20 protein-coding genes and 2 tRNA genes are annotated in these 20,210 nt (G+C 40.3%); 16 read left to right on the top strand and 6 right to left on the bottom strand.

Going from position 1 to position 20,210, the window contains the following annotated elements; genetic code table 11:
* The first annotated feature begins 179 nt into the window (after window positions 1-179).
* A complete protein-coding gene (locus H8716_RS14055) occupies window positions 180-320 on the top strand; it encodes a recombinase family protein (RefSeq protein WP_249309686.1) in 141 nt (46 codons plus the stop codon).
* Here the strand turns inward: H8716_RS14055 and H8716_RS14050 are convergent.
* Window positions 271-1,578 carry a HAMP domain-containing sensor histidine kinase gene (locus H8716_RS14050; protein ID WP_249309685.1) on the bottom strand — a complete coding sequence of 436 codons (1,308 nt, stop codon included), beginning with the start codon at window positions 1,576-1,578 and terminating at the stop codon, window positions 271-273. The two genes, H8716_RS14055 and H8716_RS14050, sit on opposite strands and share 50 nt — an antisense overlap.
* The gene (locus H8716_RS14045; protein WP_249309684.1) at window positions 1,571-2,272 is read right to left on the bottom strand and encodes a response regulator transcription factor; all 702 of its coding nucleotides are present in this window, start codon (window positions 2,270-2,272) and stop codon (window positions 1,571-1,573) included. Before H8716_RS14045 ends, H8716_RS14050 begins: the two co-directional genes overlap by 8 nt.
* A 150-nt stretch (window positions 2,273-2,422) precedes the next feature.
* Between H8716_RS14045 and H8716_RS14040 the strand changes: the two genes are divergently transcribed.
* From H8716_RS14040 to H8716_RS14000, 10 genes are all read left to right on the top strand, one after another.
* A complete protein-coding gene (locus H8716_RS14040; RefSeq protein WP_249309683.1) occupies window positions 2,423-2,764 on the top strand; it encodes an SH3 domain-containing protein in 342 nt (113 codons plus the stop codon).
* 154 nt (window positions 2,765-2,918) lie between these two features.
* Window positions 2,919-3,605, top strand: coding sequence for a hypothetical protein (locus H8716_RS14035; protein ID WP_249309682.1), 687 nt, complete (start codon window positions 2,919-2,921; stop codon window positions 3,603-3,605).
* Window positions 3,606-3,630: 25 nt separating this feature from the next.
* On the top strand, window positions 3,631-4,140 hold the full coding sequence (locus tag H8716_RS14030) for a hypothetical protein (protein WP_249309681.1): 510 nt from the start codon (window positions 3,631-3,633) through the stop codon (window positions 4,138-4,140).
* A 27-nt stretch (window positions 4,141-4,167) separates the two neighbouring features.
* Entirely contained in the window at window positions 4,168-4,671 is a 504-nt protein-coding gene (locus tag H8716_RS14025; RefSeq protein ID WP_249309680.1) for a hypothetical protein, read from the top strand.
* A gap of 14 nt (window positions 4,672-4,685) precedes the next feature.
* The gene (locus H8716_RS14020) at window positions 4,686-5,129 is read left to right on the top strand and encodes a hypothetical protein (protein ID WP_249309679.1); all 444 of its coding nucleotides are present in this window, start codon (window positions 4,686-4,688) and stop codon (window positions 5,127-5,129) included.
* 502 nt (window positions 5,130-5,631) lie between these two features.
* Window positions 5,632-6,006 carry a transposase family protein gene (locus tag H8716_RS18075; RefSeq protein ID WP_408610897.1) on the top strand — a complete coding sequence of 125 codons (375 nt, stop codon included), beginning with the start codon at window positions 5,632-5,634 and terminating at the stop codon, window positions 6,004-6,006.
* Window positions 5,969-7,321: an ISL3 family transposase gene (locus H8716_RS14015; RefSeq protein ID WP_249309678.1), complete on the top strand. Its 1,353-nt coding sequence runs from the start codon at window positions 5,969-5,971 to the stop codon at window positions 7,319-7,321. Before H8716_RS18075 ends, H8716_RS14015 begins: the two co-directional genes overlap by 38 nt.
* 334 nt (window positions 7,322-7,655) lie before the next feature.
* The gene (locus H8716_RS14010) at window positions 7,656-8,372 is read left to right on the top strand and encodes an Ig-like domain-containing protein (RefSeq protein ID WP_249309677.1); all 717 of its coding nucleotides are present in this window, start codon (window positions 7,656-7,658) and stop codon (window positions 8,370-8,372) included.
* A gap of 191 nt (window positions 8,373-8,563) precedes the next feature.
* Window positions 8,564-8,637, top strand: a tRNA-Arg gene (locus tag H8716_RS14005).
* Window positions 8,638-8,767: 130 nt separating this feature from the next.
* The gene (locus H8716_RS14000; protein ID WP_249309676.1) at window positions 8,768-10,144 is read left to right on the top strand and encodes an MATE family efflux transporter; all 1,377 of its coding nucleotides are present in this window, start codon (window positions 8,768-8,770) and stop codon (window positions 10,142-10,144) included.
* 149 nt (window positions 10,145-10,293) lie between these two features.
* Here H8716_RS14000 and H8716_RS13995 read toward each other — a convergent pair.
* Window positions 10,294-10,367, bottom strand: a tRNA-Arg gene (locus H8716_RS13995).
* Window positions 10,368-10,706: 339 nt separating this feature from the next.
* Here H8716_RS13995 and H8716_RS13990 point away from each other — a divergent pair.
* From H8716_RS13990 to H8716_RS13980, 3 genes are all read left to right on the top strand, one after another.
* Window positions 10,707-13,034, top strand: coding sequence for an Ig-like domain-containing protein (locus H8716_RS13990; RefSeq protein WP_249309675.1), 2,328 nt, complete (start codon window positions 10,707-10,709; stop codon window positions 13,032-13,034).
* 78 nt (window positions 13,035-13,112) lie between these two features.
* Entirely contained in the window at window positions 13,113-13,382 is a 270-nt protein-coding gene (locus H8716_RS13985) for an NHL repeat-containing protein (RefSeq protein ID WP_249309674.1), read from the top strand.
* 250 nt (window positions 13,383-13,632) lie between these two features.
* Window positions 13,633-14,568, top strand: coding sequence for an SseB family protein (locus tag H8716_RS13980; RefSeq protein ID WP_249309673.1), 936 nt, complete (start codon window positions 13,633-13,635; stop codon window positions 14,566-14,568).
* Window positions 14,569-14,663: 95 nt separating this feature from the next.
* Here H8716_RS13980 and H8716_RS13975 read toward each other — a convergent pair whose 3' ends face one another.
* Window positions 14,664-15,413 (bottom strand): tRNA lysidine(34) synthetase, encoded by a 750-nt coding sequence (locus H8716_RS13975; protein ID WP_249309672.1) that lies wholly within the window; start codon window positions 15,411-15,413, stop codon window positions 14,664-14,666.
* Window positions 15,414-15,654: 241 nt separating this feature from the next.
* Between H8716_RS13975 and H8716_RS13970 the strand changes: the two genes are divergently transcribed.
* On the top strand, window positions 15,655-17,043 hold the full coding sequence (locus H8716_RS13970; protein ID WP_249309671.1) for a Sapep family Mn(2+)-dependent dipeptidase: 1,389 nt from the start codon (window positions 15,655-15,657) through the stop codon (window positions 17,041-17,043).
* Window positions 17,044-17,129: 86 nt separating this feature from the next.
* Here H8716_RS13970 and H8716_RS13965 read toward each other — a convergent pair whose 3' ends face one another.
* Entirely contained in the window at window positions 17,130-17,615 is a 486-nt protein-coding gene (locus tag H8716_RS13965; protein WP_249309670.1) for a DUF4358 domain-containing protein, read from the bottom strand.
* A 17-nt stretch (window positions 17,616-17,632) separates the two neighbouring features.
* The gene (locus H8716_RS13960) at window positions 17,633-18,595 is read right to left on the bottom strand and encodes a GDSL-type esterase/lipase family protein (RefSeq protein ID WP_249309669.1); all 963 of its coding nucleotides are present in this window, start codon (window positions 18,593-18,595) and stop codon (window positions 17,633-17,635) included.
* A gap of 188 nt (window positions 18,596-18,783) precedes the next feature.
* Here H8716_RS13960 and H8716_RS13955 point away from each other — a divergent pair, with 188 nt between their 5' ends.
* Window positions 18,784-20,205, top strand: coding sequence for an MBOAT family O-acyltransferase (locus H8716_RS13955; RefSeq protein ID WP_249309668.1), 1,422 nt, complete (start codon window positions 18,784-18,786; stop codon window positions 20,203-20,205).
* Window positions 20,206-20,210 lie beyond the last annotated feature (5 nt).

The raw sequence follows: 20,210 nt of genomic DNA, 5'->3' as shown, positions 1-20,210 counted from the left end.
AAATGCTCGCATCTATCATTTCTGGCAAGAGAAAATGAAGTGAAATGCTTGCATTCTCTAATGATTATTATGGATTGATTTTTAGGGCAACACAATCCGTCGAATTATTTTGCGCTTACAATACAGATGCGAAAATGTTTACTGTATTAGGAAAAGATAATACAGGAGGACAGAGAACGATGCAATATGCGAATATCAGGGTATCTACTAAAGAGCAGAATATAGACCGTCAGATGCTGGCTTTGGAACTGACAGCGGCAGTTACTATTTTTATCCGCAAGGTGGAAAAAGTAATGAGATTGTATAATCGGTTTCGGTAATAGAGATATTACTGGAACCATGCATCTGCTCCATCATAGACTTGATATTTTTCGTGCCAATGCCGGTTCCGTGTACAAACTGGTTTGGTATGGCAATCCGGTTTTTCAGTGTAATACAGATGCCGGAATCAGTGTAAGAAGAAAAAAGCATGACAGGAGAGTCTTGGTTGGCATATTTTTTAATGTTTGAAACGAGATTATCCATAATCCGTCCCATATAATCGGTACAGATCTGGATCTGCATTGGTTCCCAGGAAAGATGCTCTATGGATACAGAAAACCCATCCATCTGCAGCAGAGCACAAAGTTCTGACAAATAATCGCCAAGCGCAAATTCAGCAGATTCCGGTTCTTCCAGCTGGATCTGTTTTTCAGAATTTATCAGGAAAAAATCAAACATCTGGTCAGACAAACTGCGTATCTGCAGTGCCTTATCATAGGATTTATCCAGATAGGAGATGGTATCCTCCTGACGGTCCTGTTTTCTGGCAATTTCAAGGAAAGTCATCAGCCCGGTGAGAGGAGTGCGCAGGTCATGTGCCATGCCAAGCACCAGCTTATCCTGCGCAGCCTTCATGACCTGTTCGTTATGTTCTTTTTCAATCAAAGCCCGGCGCATCCGGTCCAGTCCCATGGCAAGTCTGCCAAGTTCATCCTTTCCTTTTACCATCACTTCACAGTCCATGGAGCCCAGTTCAATTTCCTGCACAGACTGGCTGAGCTGCTGGATATAAGCCACTTCTTTTCGAACTCCAAGCGTGAAAATCAAAATCCACAGACAGATACTGACAAAGGTATCCAGCATCCATAGCAGAAGATAAAATTTGGTATCGTAGTCTGCATAAATGTAAACATCAGCATCTCCGTCAGCAAAAGTAACGGTATGGAAATACATCCAGTTATAATTCAAAAAATCTGCCCTCGCCTGACCAAGTGACATAACATCCGAATAGGCACTGTCATAGATCAGACTGTTTTCTCGCGAAACAGTAAAGTGGCTGAGGTGCTTTTTCTGAAACCATTCATCCAGTCTGGGAGTGTCTGTTGCAGAGAGATGTTCTTCCTCAATATAATGCTCTAATTCCTGTATATAAGGTATCTCCGCATTATAGATAAAAGCAGAGGTAGAAAAATAATCATCCAGCAGCCGGTTTCCAAGAAAAAACAGTGCCAGGAACAGTAAAAGAGCAGAGAAAAAACCGAGCAGTGTCAGACGAGTCAGTTTTCTGCCAAGTGAAGCATTCCAGAAATCAGCCAAGGCGGTACCCCTTTCCCCACACAGTTTTTATAATTTGCGGCTGCTGCGGGTCATCTTCTATTTTTTTGCGCAGATTTCTCATGTGAACCATAACAGTATTGGATGAAATACTCAGAAACGGTTCCTTCCAGACACTTTCATACAGATTCGGTAAGGAAAAAGTTTTGGTCGGGTAACTCATCAAAAGCAAAAGTAGTCGGTATTCGATTTCGGTCAATTTCATTTCTAAATCATGGTGAAAAACAATATTCCTTGATTTATGAATGCGGATCTGATGGCTTTCCAGCCAGTTTTCCGGATCAGAAATATCCATCTGGGAAGGACGGTCATAGACCTGGCAGCGCCGGAGCAGAGCTTTAATCCGGGCAAATAATTCTGTGTGAGAAAAAGGTTTTACCAGATAATCATCCCCTCCTGCCATAAATCCTACCAGCTTATCAGATTCCCTGGATTTGGCTGTCAGAAAAAGGATCGGAACATAAGAGGTTTTTCGGATCTCTTCACAGGTCTTCAAACCGGAAATGCCCGGCATCATAATATCAAGGATAACCAGACTAATATCGGAAGTCAGTTTATTCAAGCCATCCATACCGTTTTCAGCTTCCGTAACGGTAAATCCTTCTCCTTCCAGTAAAATGCGGATGCCTTCCCGGATGTCTTTATCATCTTCAATGATTAATATATGGTTTTGCATAACAGAAAGTCCCCTTGTTAAATGATAATTTCATTCTATCATAAGAAGCAGGGATTGGACAGAATCTTAAGAATTCTTCAGATTTCTTCAGACGATTCTTAATAACTACATGTTAAGTTGAAATTATCAAAAAGAATACGGGAGGGAAACATGAAAAAGAAAATTATAGCAAACAGCGTGGGAATCATGGCAATGTGTCTTGTTATGGTGCCGGGAATGACGACATATGCAAAGGATACCCATTCGGAAGAGAAAGCCGCCATTATGGAACAAAGTGAGTTGCCTGCAAATGCACCGTTATTTACAACAAAGTATTATGTGAGTGCAAAAAAGACTACCATAAAATCTGGACCTGGAACAAATTATTCGTCAATGGGAACATTATATAAAAATGCTGTGTTATGGGTAAAGTCTATTAGTAATGGATGGGCTAAATTCAAATGGAATGGGAAATGGGCATATATTTCTGCAAGCAGTATAAAAAAGGCATAGCAAGTAATTATAGATTCGGCTAGTAGATATTCAATAACGAATAGTTACAGGAAAAAATTGCTGAGTCAGGAATCAGAGGAGTATGATTTGCCAGATGGAATGTAAAGCTTTATACCAAAAAGGCACTACCACTTACTTTTGAAGGGAGAAGAAAATGAGAATAAAGAGGAAAATAATGATTGCAATGAGTGTTCTGTTAATAATGGTAAATGGACTTACAGTTGCAGCTGAAATGTCAAAAGAGTCAGTAACAATGGAAGACATCAACATGAATGGAGAAAAAACCATATCCATATCAGAAGAATCTGTCTATTATCCAAAAGATAGATTTCCAAACAATATCAAAAGTAAAGGAAAGTATCCAATATATTCAAGGGTTATAACAACACAAAGTTCAAGCAATGGAATAAAACAGTGTGCAAGTAAAACTGGGGTTTATTCGAGCATCGCATCTTTTGCATTGTCTTTTGTTCCAGGAATTAAAGCAATGACTGTCAGTCAAATATTTGGGGCTGTATCTTTGGCAGTTAGCAATGAACAATATACACAGGCGAAAACATTTAAATCTTATGTTGATTATCGAAAAGAAGGACAGGCAAAATGGTCAAACGATAAAACATATTCAACATATGTGTATTCGGGAAAAAGAAATTACTATAAACATGTTTTAGCCGCAATAAGAAAATCTGGAAATAAATGGACTACAAAATCCAGAGATTATATAAACAGCCCATCTAAAATTGTGAAAGGAAATTATTACGATAAAAGTGAAAAATGGTTTAAAAACCAGGCAACTCAACGCATTCAAAACGGAATTATATTAGATGATGTGCCATGGTAGAATTAACAATGAAAGGTATATTATCATGCAGAGATTAATAAAAAAATTATGGTACGGGATAGTAATCTTGTTAGGAGTGCTGGGAATAACTGGATGTGAAAAGATTGTAGAACAGAAAGAGGAATTTCGTGTAACGGCGAATGCTAAAATAAATGACGAAGCAGACGGTAGGCGTCTGGTTATAACAGTTGATATTGACAATTGCAAAAATAAAGAGTATAAAAACGTGTCTTATAAATTGCAATTAAATAAAGAAGTTGAACCATACATTGCGAGTGGAATTATTACCTTTGATGAAAACGACAAAATGAATGTAGTGCCTGCTGAGAAAGCGGAAAATATGGAGAGGGAAAATGGTGTACTTGTAGTTACCGGATTTCAGCATGAATGGGATATGCTTTTGACAACAAAGGAAGATTTGGCAGAGTACTGGAATTTGTCTCCAGATGGAATTAATAATGCGCTGAAAGCATTGTCGGTGAAAATTATATGGGATGGTGGAAAACAGGAGGAATCTGTGCCACTGAGTTTATAAGATTACTATTATGCAGAAAGGAGAAGCATGAAAAAAACATTTGTAGTACTGGCGGCTATACTCTCAATGAGTACAATGATCGGAACATATGCAAAGACCGAAGAAAAACGGAATATCGAGGATATACTGCATATAGGGGATATCTATGAAAATACTTTTTATTCGGATGATGATATCAATGTATCAGTAGTAGAAATGGTAACGAAGATAAATAAGGATGGAACATTTGAAGCAGAAGCATTAGGGGAATTGCTGGAAAAATCCGGAGCGTATACGGTAAACCATTTTGAAGCAGACGGAGAAGAGAATTATACCAGTTATGTTAAAAAGAAAAATATGCAGATCCCAGATGATCTGAAAAAATGCCTGGATCAATTAACTGATGCAGATATTGTATCTGCTAAATGGGATGAAGAATTAAAAGAGATCGATGATCTTATAATTGTACAACAGTTTATAGCGGGAAATGCAGAAAATCTTCTGATACAGCAACATCGTATTGGAGTATCTAACATTGATGAAGAAGAATAGGGAGCGATAGTAAAATGAAAAAAATAATAACTATTTTATTAAGTGTATTAGCAATTATGATGATGCTAGCAATATCAGTTGGAGCAACAGGGTTTGATAGAAATCCGTCCAGTAGAATTATACAGAAACCCGATGTGCAAATAGATGATATTGTTGATCTTGGACAAGGGGAAATGAGAGTTATAGAAGTTGGAAAAGGATATTTTATAGCTGAATACCCGGAGACTAAATTAGAACGGACCAAATGCAGACACCTAAAATTCCGAGACGTTGGTAATCCATACTATACGACGACCCAGTGGGATAGTGTCTATCACAAAAGGATAAAATGGCAAAAAATGAAGTGTACACAGTGCAATAATGCGATTCGTTCAAGAGAAGTTAGTTATGTGTTACAAAAACATAATTTTGAAAAAAACAAATGTAGAAATTGTAAATATGAAAAAAATAGAAAATAGAATTCAGTTTACGATGAACAATAAATTCTATCGAAAATAATATTTTATGTTACGGAAAGAACTGCCATTATCACATTAAAAGGGAGTATCCCAAAGTTTGTGTAAACCTCCAAACTGATGTAAGATAAAATTACTCAGTTTGGAGGTTATTTTTATGGCAAAAAGAAAAGACGTAAGCGCACAGTTGGCTCTTTCGAGAGTATGAAACTTTTTCTGTAAAATAATGTTTAGAAGGTTCTTCTATGATAAAATAAATATCATTAGGAGGGCCTTTTATTATGGCAAGACAAAAGAAACCTGTACATCGAGTACAAATGACAGAAGGTAAAAGAAACATCGTAAGCGCCTAGTTGGTTCTTTCCACACTTAGTTGAAATTGATGTGTTAAAGTTATATAATACATTCAAAATATATTTACCAAGAGGGATATTTATATGGACGAATTTTTAAGTTACTTGACCCAGCCTATGAACTAATACAATATCGCATAAAAGAAAATAAAGTGATTTTTCATATTGCATCAACAATAACTGAATTAGAATGTCCGTTTTGTGGAAGCAAAACATCTAAAGTTCATTCTATTTATCAAAGAGAAATTCAAGATCTTCCTATGCAAGGAAAAAAGGTCATCCTATTAGTCGATACCAGGAAAATACGATGTATGAATCCGGACTGTTCTCACAAAACTTTTTCAGAGAAACATCCATTTGTGACTGCTAAATCGAAAAAAACGAACCGGTTAATCCAAAATATTTTATATACATCATCCCAGCTAAGCTCGTTGAATGCTTCTAAACTTTTAAAAAGTGAAAATATTACAGTTTGTAAAAGCAGCATCTGTGATCTGCTTAAAAAAAATGCCATCCATTGTGGATAAATCTTCTGTAAAAATGATATGTGTGGATGATTTTGCGCTCCGTAAAAGATTCTCTTATGGAACAGTTATGATAAATTTAGAGAATCATCGAATTATTGATATGATTCCGTCAAGAGACACAAATGATGTCTGCAACTGGTTGAAAACGTTTCACAATATCGAAGTTATTTCAAGGGATGGAGCCATTACATACGCATCCGCTGCTACAAATTCTCATCCTGATGTCATACAGATTAGTGACCGTTTTCACTTGATAAAGGGACTTTCGGAAGTTATCTGTAAATATATATTTCGTGAGTTTCCTGCAAGGGTTGAAATACCATTAACAGAAAGCATTACGGATGAAATGAAAGCATTATATAACACTGCAAACCGGTCATTGCGTATAAAATTCGCCCATGAAAAACGCAGGGAAGGACTGACCATATCGGATATAGCGTTATTGCTACATTCTTCGCCTAAAACAATCCAAAAATATCTTGCTATTCCAGAAGACCAAGTTCCTAAAAGCAGGGAAATTGCCAGGGAACGGCAACATCAGCTGGCAGTAAAACAAAAAGAACAGGAAATAGAAGAAGCAAGACAGATGGCCTTGGCAGGATATCCCATTGAGCAGATTGCCACTCTAATGCATCATCCCTATAAAACCATACAAAATTATTTAAATCCTGATTTTTCAATTACGAATGGACACTATAATGTTCGAATTCTAGGGAAATTAGCTCCATATGAAAGGGAAGTAATAGAACTCAGAAGCAAAGGATTAACTTACCCTAAAATACATGATATTATTTGTAAAAAGGGATATACAGGCAGTGTAGCTTCGTTACGAATGTTTATGCAAAAAGAAAGAACACGAATGTGTGAACAGAACGAAACAGAGAAGCCGCATTCTGAATATGTGCAAAGAAAATCCTTATGCCAGTTGATTTATAAAAAACTCGAGGATATCGGTACAATCACAGCCAAACAGTATCAGGAAGTATTAAAAAAATATCCTTTATTAAGTGAGCTGTTTGCATTAACCAAAGAGTTTTGTAATGTCCTATTTTCTAATAATCCTGCAAAATTAGATGAATGGATCAATGAAGCACAAAAATACGATATCCCTGAACTTCAAACATTTATAAATGGCATAAAAAAGGACTTAACTGCTGTAAAAAATGGAATTATATATTCGTATAATAATGGCTTAGCAGAAGGCAGTGTAAATAAAATCAAAGTTATAAAACGAATAATGTATGGGCGAAACAGTTTTGAATTATTGAAAGCGAAAGTGCTATTCGGAGAACTTTTTCACGTTAAATTCAACTAAGCACGGAAAGATCCGCCTAGTTTCGGGGTGGATTTAAAACCACCTGAAAATCTGCCATAATTATAGATGATAGATGCCAGCATTTTACTACAGTACAGACGCTAGATACTGTGTAAACGCAAGTATTTTACTATAATTATGGAGGTTACTGTGAGACGTTCTACAACACCGTCCGTATTCATAGTCATTGTGGATATTTATCTCCAAATGAATATGAGGAACAATATCTAAAAAATCTGGAAACGACTGTAGCAAGCTTAGCAAGTTAACAATTACATAAAAAGAGAAAATTGGTTGCATTTAATTTGTACTTTTTCTTGACATAGGACCATCAGTGACCTGGAAAAGTTCTAATACAAAAGTTGCCACAGTGTCAAATGGTGTGGTCAGGGCAAAAGCGACCGGAAAAACAGAGATTACAGCAAGCTATAAACTGGAAGGAAAGAATCGACAGGTTAAATGCACGGTTACAGTAAAAGGACCACAGCTGACAGAGACAACAGTGACACTTCCGCTGCGTATGTCTAAAACGTTGAAGGTAAACAATTCTTCAGGAAAAGTAAAATGGACGACGTCGAATCAGAAGATCGCAACTGTGAAGGATGGTAAGATTACGGCAGTAGGAGTGGGCAAATGCAAAATTACTGCGAAGGCAAATGGTAAGACATTAGCATGCAATGTTCAGGTTCGACCAAATCAGAAAAGCTGGAAAGTAGTAACCAGAGCAGGATATTACAATCAGGCCTATGATGATTATCGGATTTCAAAAGTAAGATATAATGCAAACGGCAGTCTTACGGTAGAAGGGTATTATGTGAATACACATATATTCAATATTAAAAGTTTTAATTATATGTATATATCAGTAAAAGACAGCAGGGGAAGAGCAATAGCATCCTATAAGACCCCAAAATTCAAATTTAAAGGGAACAGTTACACGGTAAAGAAACTGACCATTACGATTCCAAAAAACAAAGTCAGAAAGTATGTGGATCTTTCAAAAGAGTCGCCGGATGTTTATTATGACTGCGTATATAATTATAAATACTAACAGAGGATGTCTGCATACAATAAAAGGAAAAATAAAGAGGTCTGAACAGATACGACAAGGGTTTGAAAGGGCAGCCAGCAATGACTGTCCTTTTGAGATAATTTTCAAAAAAGTTGTGTTAAGCATTTTCAAAAAAAATAGTTGACATTTCCACTACATTAGCATATAATAAAATCTGTTCGAAAGAGCATGTGCGTTTAGCTCAGCTGGATAGAGCGTTTGGCTACGGACCAAAAGGTCGGGAGTTCGAATCTTCTAACGCACGTATCTGATCCGGGATTCTTGAATAAGAGTTCCGGATTTTTTGTTGTATTTTCGAGAATATGACAACACGTTTATGACAGATCTGGAAAAGCTTTTAGAAGATCCAAAATAATCAGAAAAGAGGCAGAAAGATGAGAGCAAATTCAAATACACAGGCAATGGAAACGGAGCGTGTACCGAAGCTCCTGGCACAGCTTGCCATACCTGCAGTGGTAGCTCAGGTAATCAATCTTTTGTATAATATTGTAGACCGCATCTATATTGGTCATATACCGGATATTGGAGCTTCGGCACTGACGGGAGTGGGACTTTTTACACCGATTTTGATGTTGCTGAATGCCTTTGCCATGTTGGCAGGATCGGGTGGAGCACCGCGGGCTGCCATTGCCATGGGGCAGCAGGATCAGAATGGTGCGGAGAAGACCATGGGGAACTGTTTTGCGTTGCTGTTGATGCTGGCAGTAGTTCTGACAACAACGGGATATATTTTTGCACCACAGCTTCTCAGAATGTTCGGTGCCAGTGATGTGACTCTTCCCTATGCAGTTGCTTATGCCCGTATCTACATACTGGGAAGTATCTTTGTCCTTCTGGTGATGGGAATGAATCCCTTTATCACCACTCAGGGATTTGCCAAAATCAGTATGATGACAACCGTAATCGGAGCAGTGATTAATATTATCTTAGACCCAATCTTCATTTTTGCACTGGGAATGGGCGTACGGGGAGCAGCTCTGGCAACGGTACTCAGCCAGGCAGTAGGAGCGGTATGGATTCTCCGGTTCCTGTCGGGCAAGAAGACGATCCTTCACCTGAGAAAAGAAAATGTCCGTTTGGAGAAAGATGTGATTATGCCATGTCTGGCACTGGGGATTTCCACATTTGTGATGCTTTCCACAGAAAGTATCCTTTCTATTAGTTTTACCTCCAGTCTGGCAAGATACGGCGGTGATATTGCTGTGGGAGCTATGACCATCATTACCAGTATCAGCCAGCTTGTCAGCATGCCGCTTCAGGGCATCTGTCAGGGAGGACAGCCGATTATCAGTTATAACTATGGTGCGCATAATGAGAAGCGTGTAAAAGAAGCGTTTTTTACCCAGTTTAGGGTTTGTGTAAGCTTCAGCGTGGCCTGTTGGATCATTATCTTGCTGGTTCCACAGATCTTTGCAGGAATGTTTTCCGGGAATGCGGAACTGGTACAGTATACTTCATGGGCACTGCGGATCTATATGGCGGGGATCTTTTCACAGGGATTCCAGATATGCTGTCAGCAGAGCTTTGTAGCACTGGGACAGGCGAAGATCAGCTTGTTTCTTGCCTGCCTGAGAAAATTGATCCTGCTGATTCCGTTGATCTTTTTACTTCCGGTATTCCTGGAAAATAAAGTATTCGCGGTATTTCTTGCAGAACCGGTCAGTGATATTCTGGCAGCAACAGTAACCACAATCGTATTTTTAAGTAAATTCAATGGGATCTTAAAAAGAGGACCTGAAAATAAGAGATAAAAGAGATGGGCATGGCTTCGGCTGTGCCTTATTTATTGACCGAAGAATCGGGCAGAAGCATGGCGGATAGCAAGTGCAATAATTTAAATAAAAAAGAATTCACAGATGAAAGCAAAAAAATAAGACACAGAAAACTGTGTCTTATTCTACGTGCGTTAGAAGATTCGAACTCCCGACCTTTTGGTCCGTAGCCAAACGCTCTATCCAGCTGAGCTAAACGCACATGTTGTTCTGACGAACAATAGATATTATATTGGAAACAGATAAAAATGTCAATACCTAAAAAGAAAAATTTTGACCTCGTATCTGTGAAGAATCTGAACGATGTGAAAATTTCGAAGAGAGTGAAGGAGATGCTTCTTTTTATTTTTGCCAGATATGGAGTGTTGTAGATGATGCTGTTATCCGGAATTATAATGGCACTGACAGGTACGGTAGTCATGTCCCTGACCGTAGAGAAAAGAGATAATTTCACTTTACAATGCTGAAAATCATAGTAAAATTATAAGTAACATAACGGTTACAGATACGAAATAACAAAAGAAAAACGGGAGGATGAGGTATGAAGAAGACATTTCTTGCGATTTTGATGGGTGTTGCGATAATTTCCGGAAGTGTAGCATTATCGGTACATACGGAAACAGTATCAGCAGCATCCATTGGTGGGAACATTAACTGGGGCAGTTCGAATACAACATTGCCGACAGATGTTACTACCGCCAAAACAGGCTGTACATTTCTTGGCATCAAGGGCAGCTATATCACAGATATGCAGAACGCACTGAACCGGATCAACGAGATACGTAAGGAAGCATGTGACGAGAGGATAAAAGATCCGCGAAATGAGTACAGATATCTTACGCCATCGGACTATGTTCCGATCAAATGGTCTTCAGATCTGGAATACATCGCCAGAATTCGTGCAGCAGAAGCTTCGATATATATGGCTCATACAAGATTGAATGAATACGATTGTTTTTCGATCAAATCTCCCAATGGTATTCAAAGCCATGGAGAAGTCCTGGCATGGAATAGTACAGGAAAATTTATTCCTGGAATTGAACAATGGTATGGGGAAAAAGCAGACTGGGTAGGAAAGACAGGTGGAGTGACCGGACATTATACACAGATGATTGATCCGGACAATACCTATGTAGGCCTGGCAACCTTTATCAATCCGAATGGTATACCTACAACGACTGCCGGTGAATATTCATCTCAGAAGAATTTGGATGAAAGTGCGGGACCGGCAATTGCAAACTGTATACAGACAGTGGAAGTGAAAACAGATAAGATTACAGCAGGAATCACTGCATTGAAGAATTCTCTTGCAGCAAACAGTTCTGTTCAGGCAGTATTTAAGATAGCGATACATGGCTATAAAGCAGAACCTCTGGGTACGGTAAGCTGGAAATCATCAGATACAACATCAGCGACGGTAAGCAGCAATGGTTTGGTTACAGGTATACATGAAGGCAGTGCGGATATTACGGCATCATACGGTTCCTATACAGTGACCAAGAACATCAAAGTGACAGGGCATCCGAATACAGAAGTGAGAAATGCAAAAAATGCTACCTGCAGTGCAGAAGGGTATACAGGAGATGCTATCTGTAAAGACTGTGGTCTCATGGCTGAAAAAGGAACCATAATTCCAAAGAAGGCGCACAGCTGGGACAGCGGAATCATCACAGTACAGCCAACCTGTACCGGTACAGGAGTTAAGACATTTACCTGTAAGGTTTGTAAAACAACAAAGACGGAGACATTAAAAGCAAACGGACATAAAGCAGCAACCGATGCAGCGGTAGCGGCAACCTGTGAAAAAGCCGGAAAGACGGCAGGAAGTCACTGCTCTGTGTGCAATACAACTTTAGTAGCACAACAGGCAGTGAAGGCAACAGGACATAGCTGGAATGCAGGAGTGGTAACAAAATCAGCGACTTGTGAAGAAGCAGGGGTAAAAACTTATACCTGTACATCCTGCCAGAAAACCAGAACAGAAGAGATGGCAGCGTTGGGACATATCAAAGTAACAGATCCGGCAGTGAAAGCCAAATGTGAAACGACCGGAAAGACAGAAGGGACTCATTGTTCCAGATGTGATAAGATTTTGGTGGAGCAGGAGACGATAAAGGCGCTGGATCATAAAGTCGTAACCAGTCCGGCAGTGAAGCCAACTTGTACAAAAGCCGGAAAAACAGAAGCCAGTCACTGCACGGTATGCGGTAAAGTCCTGAAAAAACGGACAGTTGTGAAAGCAACAGGTCACAAGTTCGGACAATGGAAAACAGTCAGCAAGGCAACGGTTCTTTCCCCGGAGAAACAGTCTCGTACATGCAGCGCATGCAAAAAGAGTGAAGAGAGAACGGTAGGGAAAAAGCGAAAGGCAACGATGAAGCTGAATGCATCTTCGGTGGTCCTTAAGGTGAAACAAAAGACAACTGTCCTGAAAGTAACCGGACTGGCAAAGGAAGATTCCGTCGTTTCCTGGAACATGGTTGATGAAAACATCGCAAAAGTATCTGGAAAAGCAAATGGTACCTGTACCATTACAGCGGGAAATGCAGTGGGAAGAACATATCTCATCATTGGATTGAAGAGCGGGGTAAAGAAATCGGTAATTGTCTCTGTTCAGAGATATGCTGTGGAGACGCGGAGGATCTCAGGTATTGCAAAAACAATGACTCTGAAAAGAAATGGAAAGGTAACATTAAAGCCGGTTCTTACCCCACTGACCAGTGCAGATAAAATTACCTATAAATCCAGTAATGCAGCGGTTGCTGCAGTCAACGTCAAAGGACAGGTAACTGCAAAGAAAAAAGGAACAGCAGTGATTACAGTAAAATCTGGTAAGAAATCAGTAACATGTAAAGTAACTGTCAGGTAAACTGATTGCTGAAATATTTCGTAACTGTGAAGGTACTGAACAGTTACAATATTTCATAAAAGGAGACAAAAGATCAGTGTGGCAGGTCATATTTTGGGCTTCGATAAAAGTAATAATCTTTATGTGACAGGCTATTATGACAAGTATATTTATAAAGTGTCTTCCAAAGGGAAAATTCTCTGGAAAGCTGATACAGATAAGACAGGAAACTATTGGCCATACAAAGTAACGGTTTCCGGAAATAATGTTACAGTTTGGTATGAAATGAATTCCAGGAACGTCTACTCTAAGAAAAAACATAAAGTGATTCTGAATGTAAAAAATGGAAGGATTGTGAAATATTCATAATAAAATGTATTGTGGAAACTGAAAATGAGATGTAAAACAGGGAGGAAGAATAAGAAGTGTTCCAAAACTGAATAACGGATATGACAAAAGATATTGAGAAACCCAGGATCTGCAGAATCGGATCCTGGGTTTTAAAGTTTTGTACAAATGGTAACATTCGCTTGATTATTAACCGCCAAAGTTGTATGATAATAAATGAGTATTTTGTACTCAAATGGGAACATATTACGAGTCAGAAAGGAACATGGGTATGGCAAACATTAATGAGGAAGAATTGAAAAAATTACTGGTATCTGCAGATTTCAAGGAGGAGAGTTACGGAAATCTTCCGATACAGGAGATGATCATTCTGAAGAACTCTGCAGCCATCATGAAGACAAAGAACCCGGAACAGGAAAAAGTAGGGGTGTTCTTTGAAAAGAGAGAATCCTTTTTCTTACATATGATTTTAAGACGTATTCAGACAATGGAGACATTGTTCTGTGTATTTTCTAAGGCAACCAATCTGCCATTTGTATATTGTGATCCGGACAGCTGCAATGACCAGGTGTGGCTGTTTACAGAAGAGCGTTTCGCACAGAAGCAGGCAATGGTGCAGAGACAGAAGCATGTAGAGCTTATTGTGGTAAAACTGGAAAATAAGCAGTTTCTTACATTCCTGACAGGGCTGTTTGCAATGGGAGTCAATGCATTTGTACTGGATAAGGGTGTGAATGCAGTGGAAGTTGAATTGGAGAAGCTGGTGAAGAAGCCTGATTTTGAAGCAATTCCTGCAGAAAAACGTCCGCTTCAGAACCCGGAACTTCTGTTGACAGGATGCTATTTTGCACAGGAAAGACAGCTGCCGGAAGAAGAAAGAGACAAAGAAGCACTTCATGATCTGGAAGAAGAGATGATTGTGAACTTCCACAGAGGAAAGGTGCTGGTTCCGGTTCAGGTTCCGGAAGGTGCAGAGAAAGTAGAACCGAAGGATATGAAGATTCCGTTTATCAAGCTGAATAACGGGGATATCTATCAGCCGGTTTGCGCAGATGGAGCGGAATTCCAGAGATTTAACAGAAACAAGATGTTCAAGGCGATCGTCATGGACAGCAGCAAGGTAAAAGGTATGATGGGAGAGCAGATCAAAGGTGTCATGCTCAATCCGGTAACATTACGACTGCTGATTCCAAAACAGAGAGTGTAGACCGTTGGGGACGGAGTTTTGTGGCTTTTCAGAATCACAAAGCTCCGTTTTTTGTGCTTTGGAAAACGATTCGGGATGGAAGTTTCAATGAGTTTCTATTGGGGAGAGCCGGCCAAATCCGTCCCCATTGGATTTGGCCAGTCTTCCAGATGCCCGTTGACGATGGCGGAGAACATGCGGTCTTTTACGCCTGGATTTTCACGGTTTAACTGCTGAAGCAAATCTTTCACATACTGGCGTCTGGTATATCCGTCAGCGGGACAAGGGCTTTTGGCAACCGGAAGCTGATATTTGTTGCGGAACCCGATGACGTCAGATTCGGACACATAGATCAGAGGACGGATTACGGTCAGATCCATACGGTCGAGATAAGTTTTGGGTGAGAAAGAATGGAAACGTCCCTCGTACATCAGGGAAAGCATCATGGTTTCCACCACATCGTCTTTGTGGTGGGCATAGGCCACTTTGTTGCAGTTAAGCTCTCTGATTCTTTCATTAAAGGCACCTTTACGCAACTTGGCACAGAGGGCACAGGGATTCTGCTCTTTTCGCTCTTCAAAGACAATCCTGCCAATCTGTGTGGAAATTACAGTATACGGAACCTGAAGGTCCTTGCAGAGCTCCTGTATCGGTTCCAGATCGAATCCGGGATAACCCAGGTCTACCGTAACAGCTTCCAGTTCAAAGTGTTTTGGATAGAACTTCTGCAGTCCCTGCAGTGCATAGAGAAGAGTCAGGCTGTCCTTGCCGCCGGAAATACCGATGGCGATCCGGTCACCGTCTTCAATAAGCTGATAGTCGTCGATGGCCTGTCTGGTCAGGCTGAAAAGTCTCTGAAGTTTCACGTAAAATCCCCCTGTCTGTATCAAAGATAACTGATGTTTTTGTCTGTTTGTTTATAGCACATTCTGTCAGAAAATGTCAAATGCCTGATGTCGGCGAAATAAGATTATTGTGATTCCCTTCCTGGTGTTGTGGAAAGAATATAGATATGGTATAGTAAAAACGAAAGTAACTATTCAGAACCCACTGTGAAGGTACTGAACAGATGCAAAAAGAATTTGAAGAAAAAAGGAAGTAGATGTCATGTACAAGGAAAAACTGGATGCATATATTGATGCACATAAAGAAGACATGCTGGAAGACCTGAAGACACTGGTCCGTATTAACAGTCAGAAGGGTGAAACACAGCCTGGAAAGCCATTTGGAGAAGGACCTGCCAAGGTACTGGATACGGCAGAAGCAATGCTGAAAAGGTATGGTTTTCAGACAACGAATTATGACCATTACGTTGTGACTGCGGATTACAGTGATCAGGAAAAGAAACTGGATATTCTGGCACATCTGGATGTGGTTCCGGTAACGAAGAACTGGAAGGAGACAGAGCCGTTTGAGCCTGTGATCAAAGAAGGAAAGATCTATGGACGTGGAACTGCAGATGATAAGGGACCTGCCATTGCAGCACTTTATGCCATGAGAGCAGTAAAGGAATGCGGTGTGCCGCTGAAGCACAGCCTGAGATTGATCCTTGGCTCTGACGAAGAGTGTGGATCAAAGGATCTGGAATATTATTATGCCAGGGAAAAAGAAGCTCCGATGACTTTCACACCGGATGCAGATTTCCCTGTGATTAACCTGGAAAAAGGACGTCTTCAGAAGGGTTTTACACAGAAACTGGATTCCGGAAGAGGCGCATCAGTACTTCACATACAGGCAGGAACGAAGGTAAATGTAGTGCCAGATACAGCAAAAGCGCTGGTAAGAGGTCTGATAAAAGAAGAAGTACAGAAAATTGCAGATCAGAGGAAGAATCATATTATGTATATTCTGGAAGAGACAGAGGAAGGCGTTGCCATCACAGCCAAAGGTCTGGCAGCTCATGCTTCCACGCCGGAACTGGGACATAACGCAATCTGCGGACTGGTTGGACTGCTGGCAGATCTTCCACTGGAGACTGGAAAGGAGACGTGGGAAGCTATTGCAGAGATGTTCCCGGATGATGACTTCTATGGTGAAGCACTGAAGATCGCTATGGAAGATGAGATCTCAGGTAAGCTGACTATGAACCTGGGCATCCTGAATTATGATGGAACAGAAGTAAAAGGTGTATTTGACAGCCGTATCCCGGTATGTGGCTCGGATGAGAATGTGACAAGAGTGCTGGATCAGACATTTACAGCCAAAGGATTTGGCATCGAAGAAGGAAACATGATAGCACCTCATTACGTACCGGCTGATTCAGAACTGGTTCAGAAGCTTCTTGCCAGCTATGAAGTATACAGCGGAGTGAAAGGGGAAGCACAGTCAACAGGAGGGGGAACCTATGTACACGATCTGGAACGTGGCGTAGCATTTGGATGCATGGTTCCGGAAGTGGATAATCATATGCATGGGGATGATGAATTCATGACCATTGATATGCTGCTGATGAGTGCGAAGATCTTCGCAGATGCGATTGTGAGAATCTGTGGCTGATGACAAAGTCTGATCTATAAGTGATCATGTGATATGTGGGAACAGTTCAGAATTTATTTTTATAAGAGTATAAAAAATACCGGATTTTAAAATCCGGCATTTTTTATGATTTCATTTGCTTTATCGGTATCATCTGTTACACAGTAGACGACATAATTGCCTTTGGCCTTAATGATTGCGGCATCCAACTTTGCAACTTCCGGTGCATTATAGCTGGCAAACAGTTCGGACTGAGATTCTACACGTTTCTTCAGCAGATCTTCAGCTTCGGATGTGTAAGATGCATCTTTGCATTTCAAAACCACCACTTCGCATGCATTGCTTCCGGAATTCAGGGCGGCTACAGATTCTTCAATCTTATCCATATCAAAGAAATAAGTAGAAGCAATCACATCGCTGCTGACTTCACTAACTTCACTGTCAATCGTACCCTCCAGATCCTTGCATAACTGCTTTGCATCGACAGTTACATCTGCACTGTCAGAGGAAGATTTGCCTCCACAGGCGGTCAGCATCAGTGTTGCAAAAATGCAGAGACACGCAAGAACCAGAGCTTTTGTTTTGTTTTTCATATGATTTCTCCTTTTCTTTAAACACTAGGTATATAGTGTGTTTTTGTGTATTCCAGCCATTCTTTACAGTAATCGGTATTCAGATGAATGCCATCTTCTGCAGCTCCGGAGATCAGACCATGATAACCATTGGATAGTACTTCATTCAGGTTTATATAATGATATCCTTCTTCTTTACACATCTTTAGGATCTCCATGTTCACAGCATCTACATTGGTGTTATTGACGTAGTCACCGGTGGTAACCAACGGTTCATCTACATAGATGACAGAGTAAACATAGACAATCGGATCAGGAGAAGAAGAGAGCTGCTTAATATCTGCCAGTACCTGACGATAGGATTCTCCCACCTGGCTCATATCATAGGCACCCAGTTCATTTGTTCCCAACATCATATAGATCTTAGAAAAATTGATATTCTTCAGAGCGTCCAGTACTGTTACATTCCCTGCGGCTGTAGCAATCTGAGAATCAGTATAGAAATTCTCCAGTTCCATACCGACTGCAGTTACGAAGCTGCCCTTTGTGATACCTGACAGGTTGCGGAATCCCTGCATACGGGAATCACCGATGAATACCGCATCTTCAAAATAACTGTCATCTACAGCAGATGCCTGCTCTGGAACAACAATGTCCATATATTCATCGCTTCCATCCGGGAGTCCGGTAAAACGGTCAGTGACGGGTGCGTCTGTCTCTGACTCGTTTTCCTGCTCTGTTGTATTCTCAGAACTTTTTTCAGTGGAGTTTTCAGAAGACATTTCGGTCACTGCCTCTGTCTGTTTCTCTGTCAAATTGGCACTGGCAAAAACTTCTGATTCTTCCTGTCGGATTCGATCCTGAATCGTCTGTGATGAAAATAAGCTAATCAGACTTTTTCCTTCAAAAACCAGAAGAATCAGAACGATTAGCGTCAGTATATTTATAATAAACCCGTTACGCCGTTCTCTGGCATTGGGCCGCTTTTTTTTCTGAGCCATGAAATCCCCTCGTTATTTTAATTCGTTTCCCCTTTATGCACACGAAAAAACAGTGTGTTTATCTTCCGATGCAGGAACGATAAAAACATTGTTTTTTGACATACTCTATTATATAATAATTAAAATTGTTGTAAATAGGTTTTTGACAAAATTTAAGAAAAAATAACATTTGATGTACAGGAGAAAAGATGGTTTTCAGTAGTTTATTATTTCTGTTCCGTTTTCTTCCGGCAGTGTTACTTCTTTATTATATTGCACCGCGGAAGTTCCGGAATGTGATTTTATTGTTGTTCAGTCTGTTTTTTTACGCATGGGGAGAGCCGAAGTATGTATTGTTGATGCTATGTTCCATCACTGTGGATTTCTTCATTGGAAAGAAAGTGGACTGGTGTAAAAAGCATGGAAGGACGGCATCGGCAAGAGAATGGCTGAGTATTTCCCTGATCTATAACATTGCAGTGCTTTGTTTCTTCAAATATCTGGATTTCCTGATTGGAAGCATTAATGCAGTGTTTGGCACAGCCATTCCACTGACTGGAATACCATTGCCTATAGGTATTTCTTTTTTTACGTTCCAGACTATGTCCTATACCATAGATGTGTATCTGGGGGTAACGGAAGTCCAGACAAGCTGGATTAAGTATGGTACCTATGTGTCTATGTTCCCGCAGTTGATTGCGGGACCGATTGTACAGTATAAGACGATTGCACAGCAGATGGAGACCAGACGGGAGAATGCGGCAGATTTTGCAGAAGGTGTTCACCGATTTATGATCGGATTCGGTAAGAAAGTACTGTTGGCAAATAATATCGGTGTTCTTTGGGATACCATATCTGTCATGGGAGCGGGAAGTCTTCCGGTGGCAACCGCATGGCTGGGGGCAGCAGCTTATGCATTCCAGATTTATTTTGATTTTTCCGGATATTCGGATATGGCAATTGGACTGGGCAAGATGTTCGGATTCCATTTCCTGGAGAACTTTAATTATCCTTACATATCCACCAGCATTACGGAATTCTGGAGAAGATGGCATATCTCTTTAAGTTCCTGGTTCCGGGAATATGTGTATATTCCACTTGGAGGCAACCGCCGGGGGATAAAGAAACAGATCCGCAACATAGCAGTAGTATGGATGCTTACAGGAATCTGGCATGGGGCAAGCTGGAACTTCGTCCTGTGGGGTGTTTATTATGGTGCTTTGCTGATTATTGAAAAGTTTGTATTAAAAGATATACTGATAAAGCTTCCACGCGTATTCCGTCATATTTATGCGCTTTTTTTTGTACTCATTGGCTGGGTGATTTTTGCATTTGACAAAATAGCTGTCGGGGTACAGTATATTGGTGCAATGTTTGGTGGAGCAGGGGCTGGTCTGGTGGACAGTACTACGATCTATCTGTTATATAATTATGCAGTGCTTCTGGTCATTCTGGTGCTGGCTTCCACAGAATTGCCAAAGAAAGTGGCAGCGCTGCTGATTCGGAAAGCAGGCGAGAACAACTGGCTGGTAACAATTGCCCGGCTGGTATTTTATGCAGGAGTCTTTTTCCTGGGAGTGGCATATCTGGTGGATGCCACCTACAATCCATTCCTGTACTTCCGTTTTTAAGAGGA

The sequence above is a fragment of the Jingyaoa shaoxingensis genome (assembly GCF_014385005.1).
Lineage (GTDB): Bacteria > Bacillota > Clostridia > Lachnospirales > Lachnospiraceae > Marvinbryantia > Marvinbryantia shaoxingensis.
The sequence above is the reverse complement of the archived record's forward strand: the minus strand, read 5'-3'. Positions and strand labels throughout refer to the sequence as shown.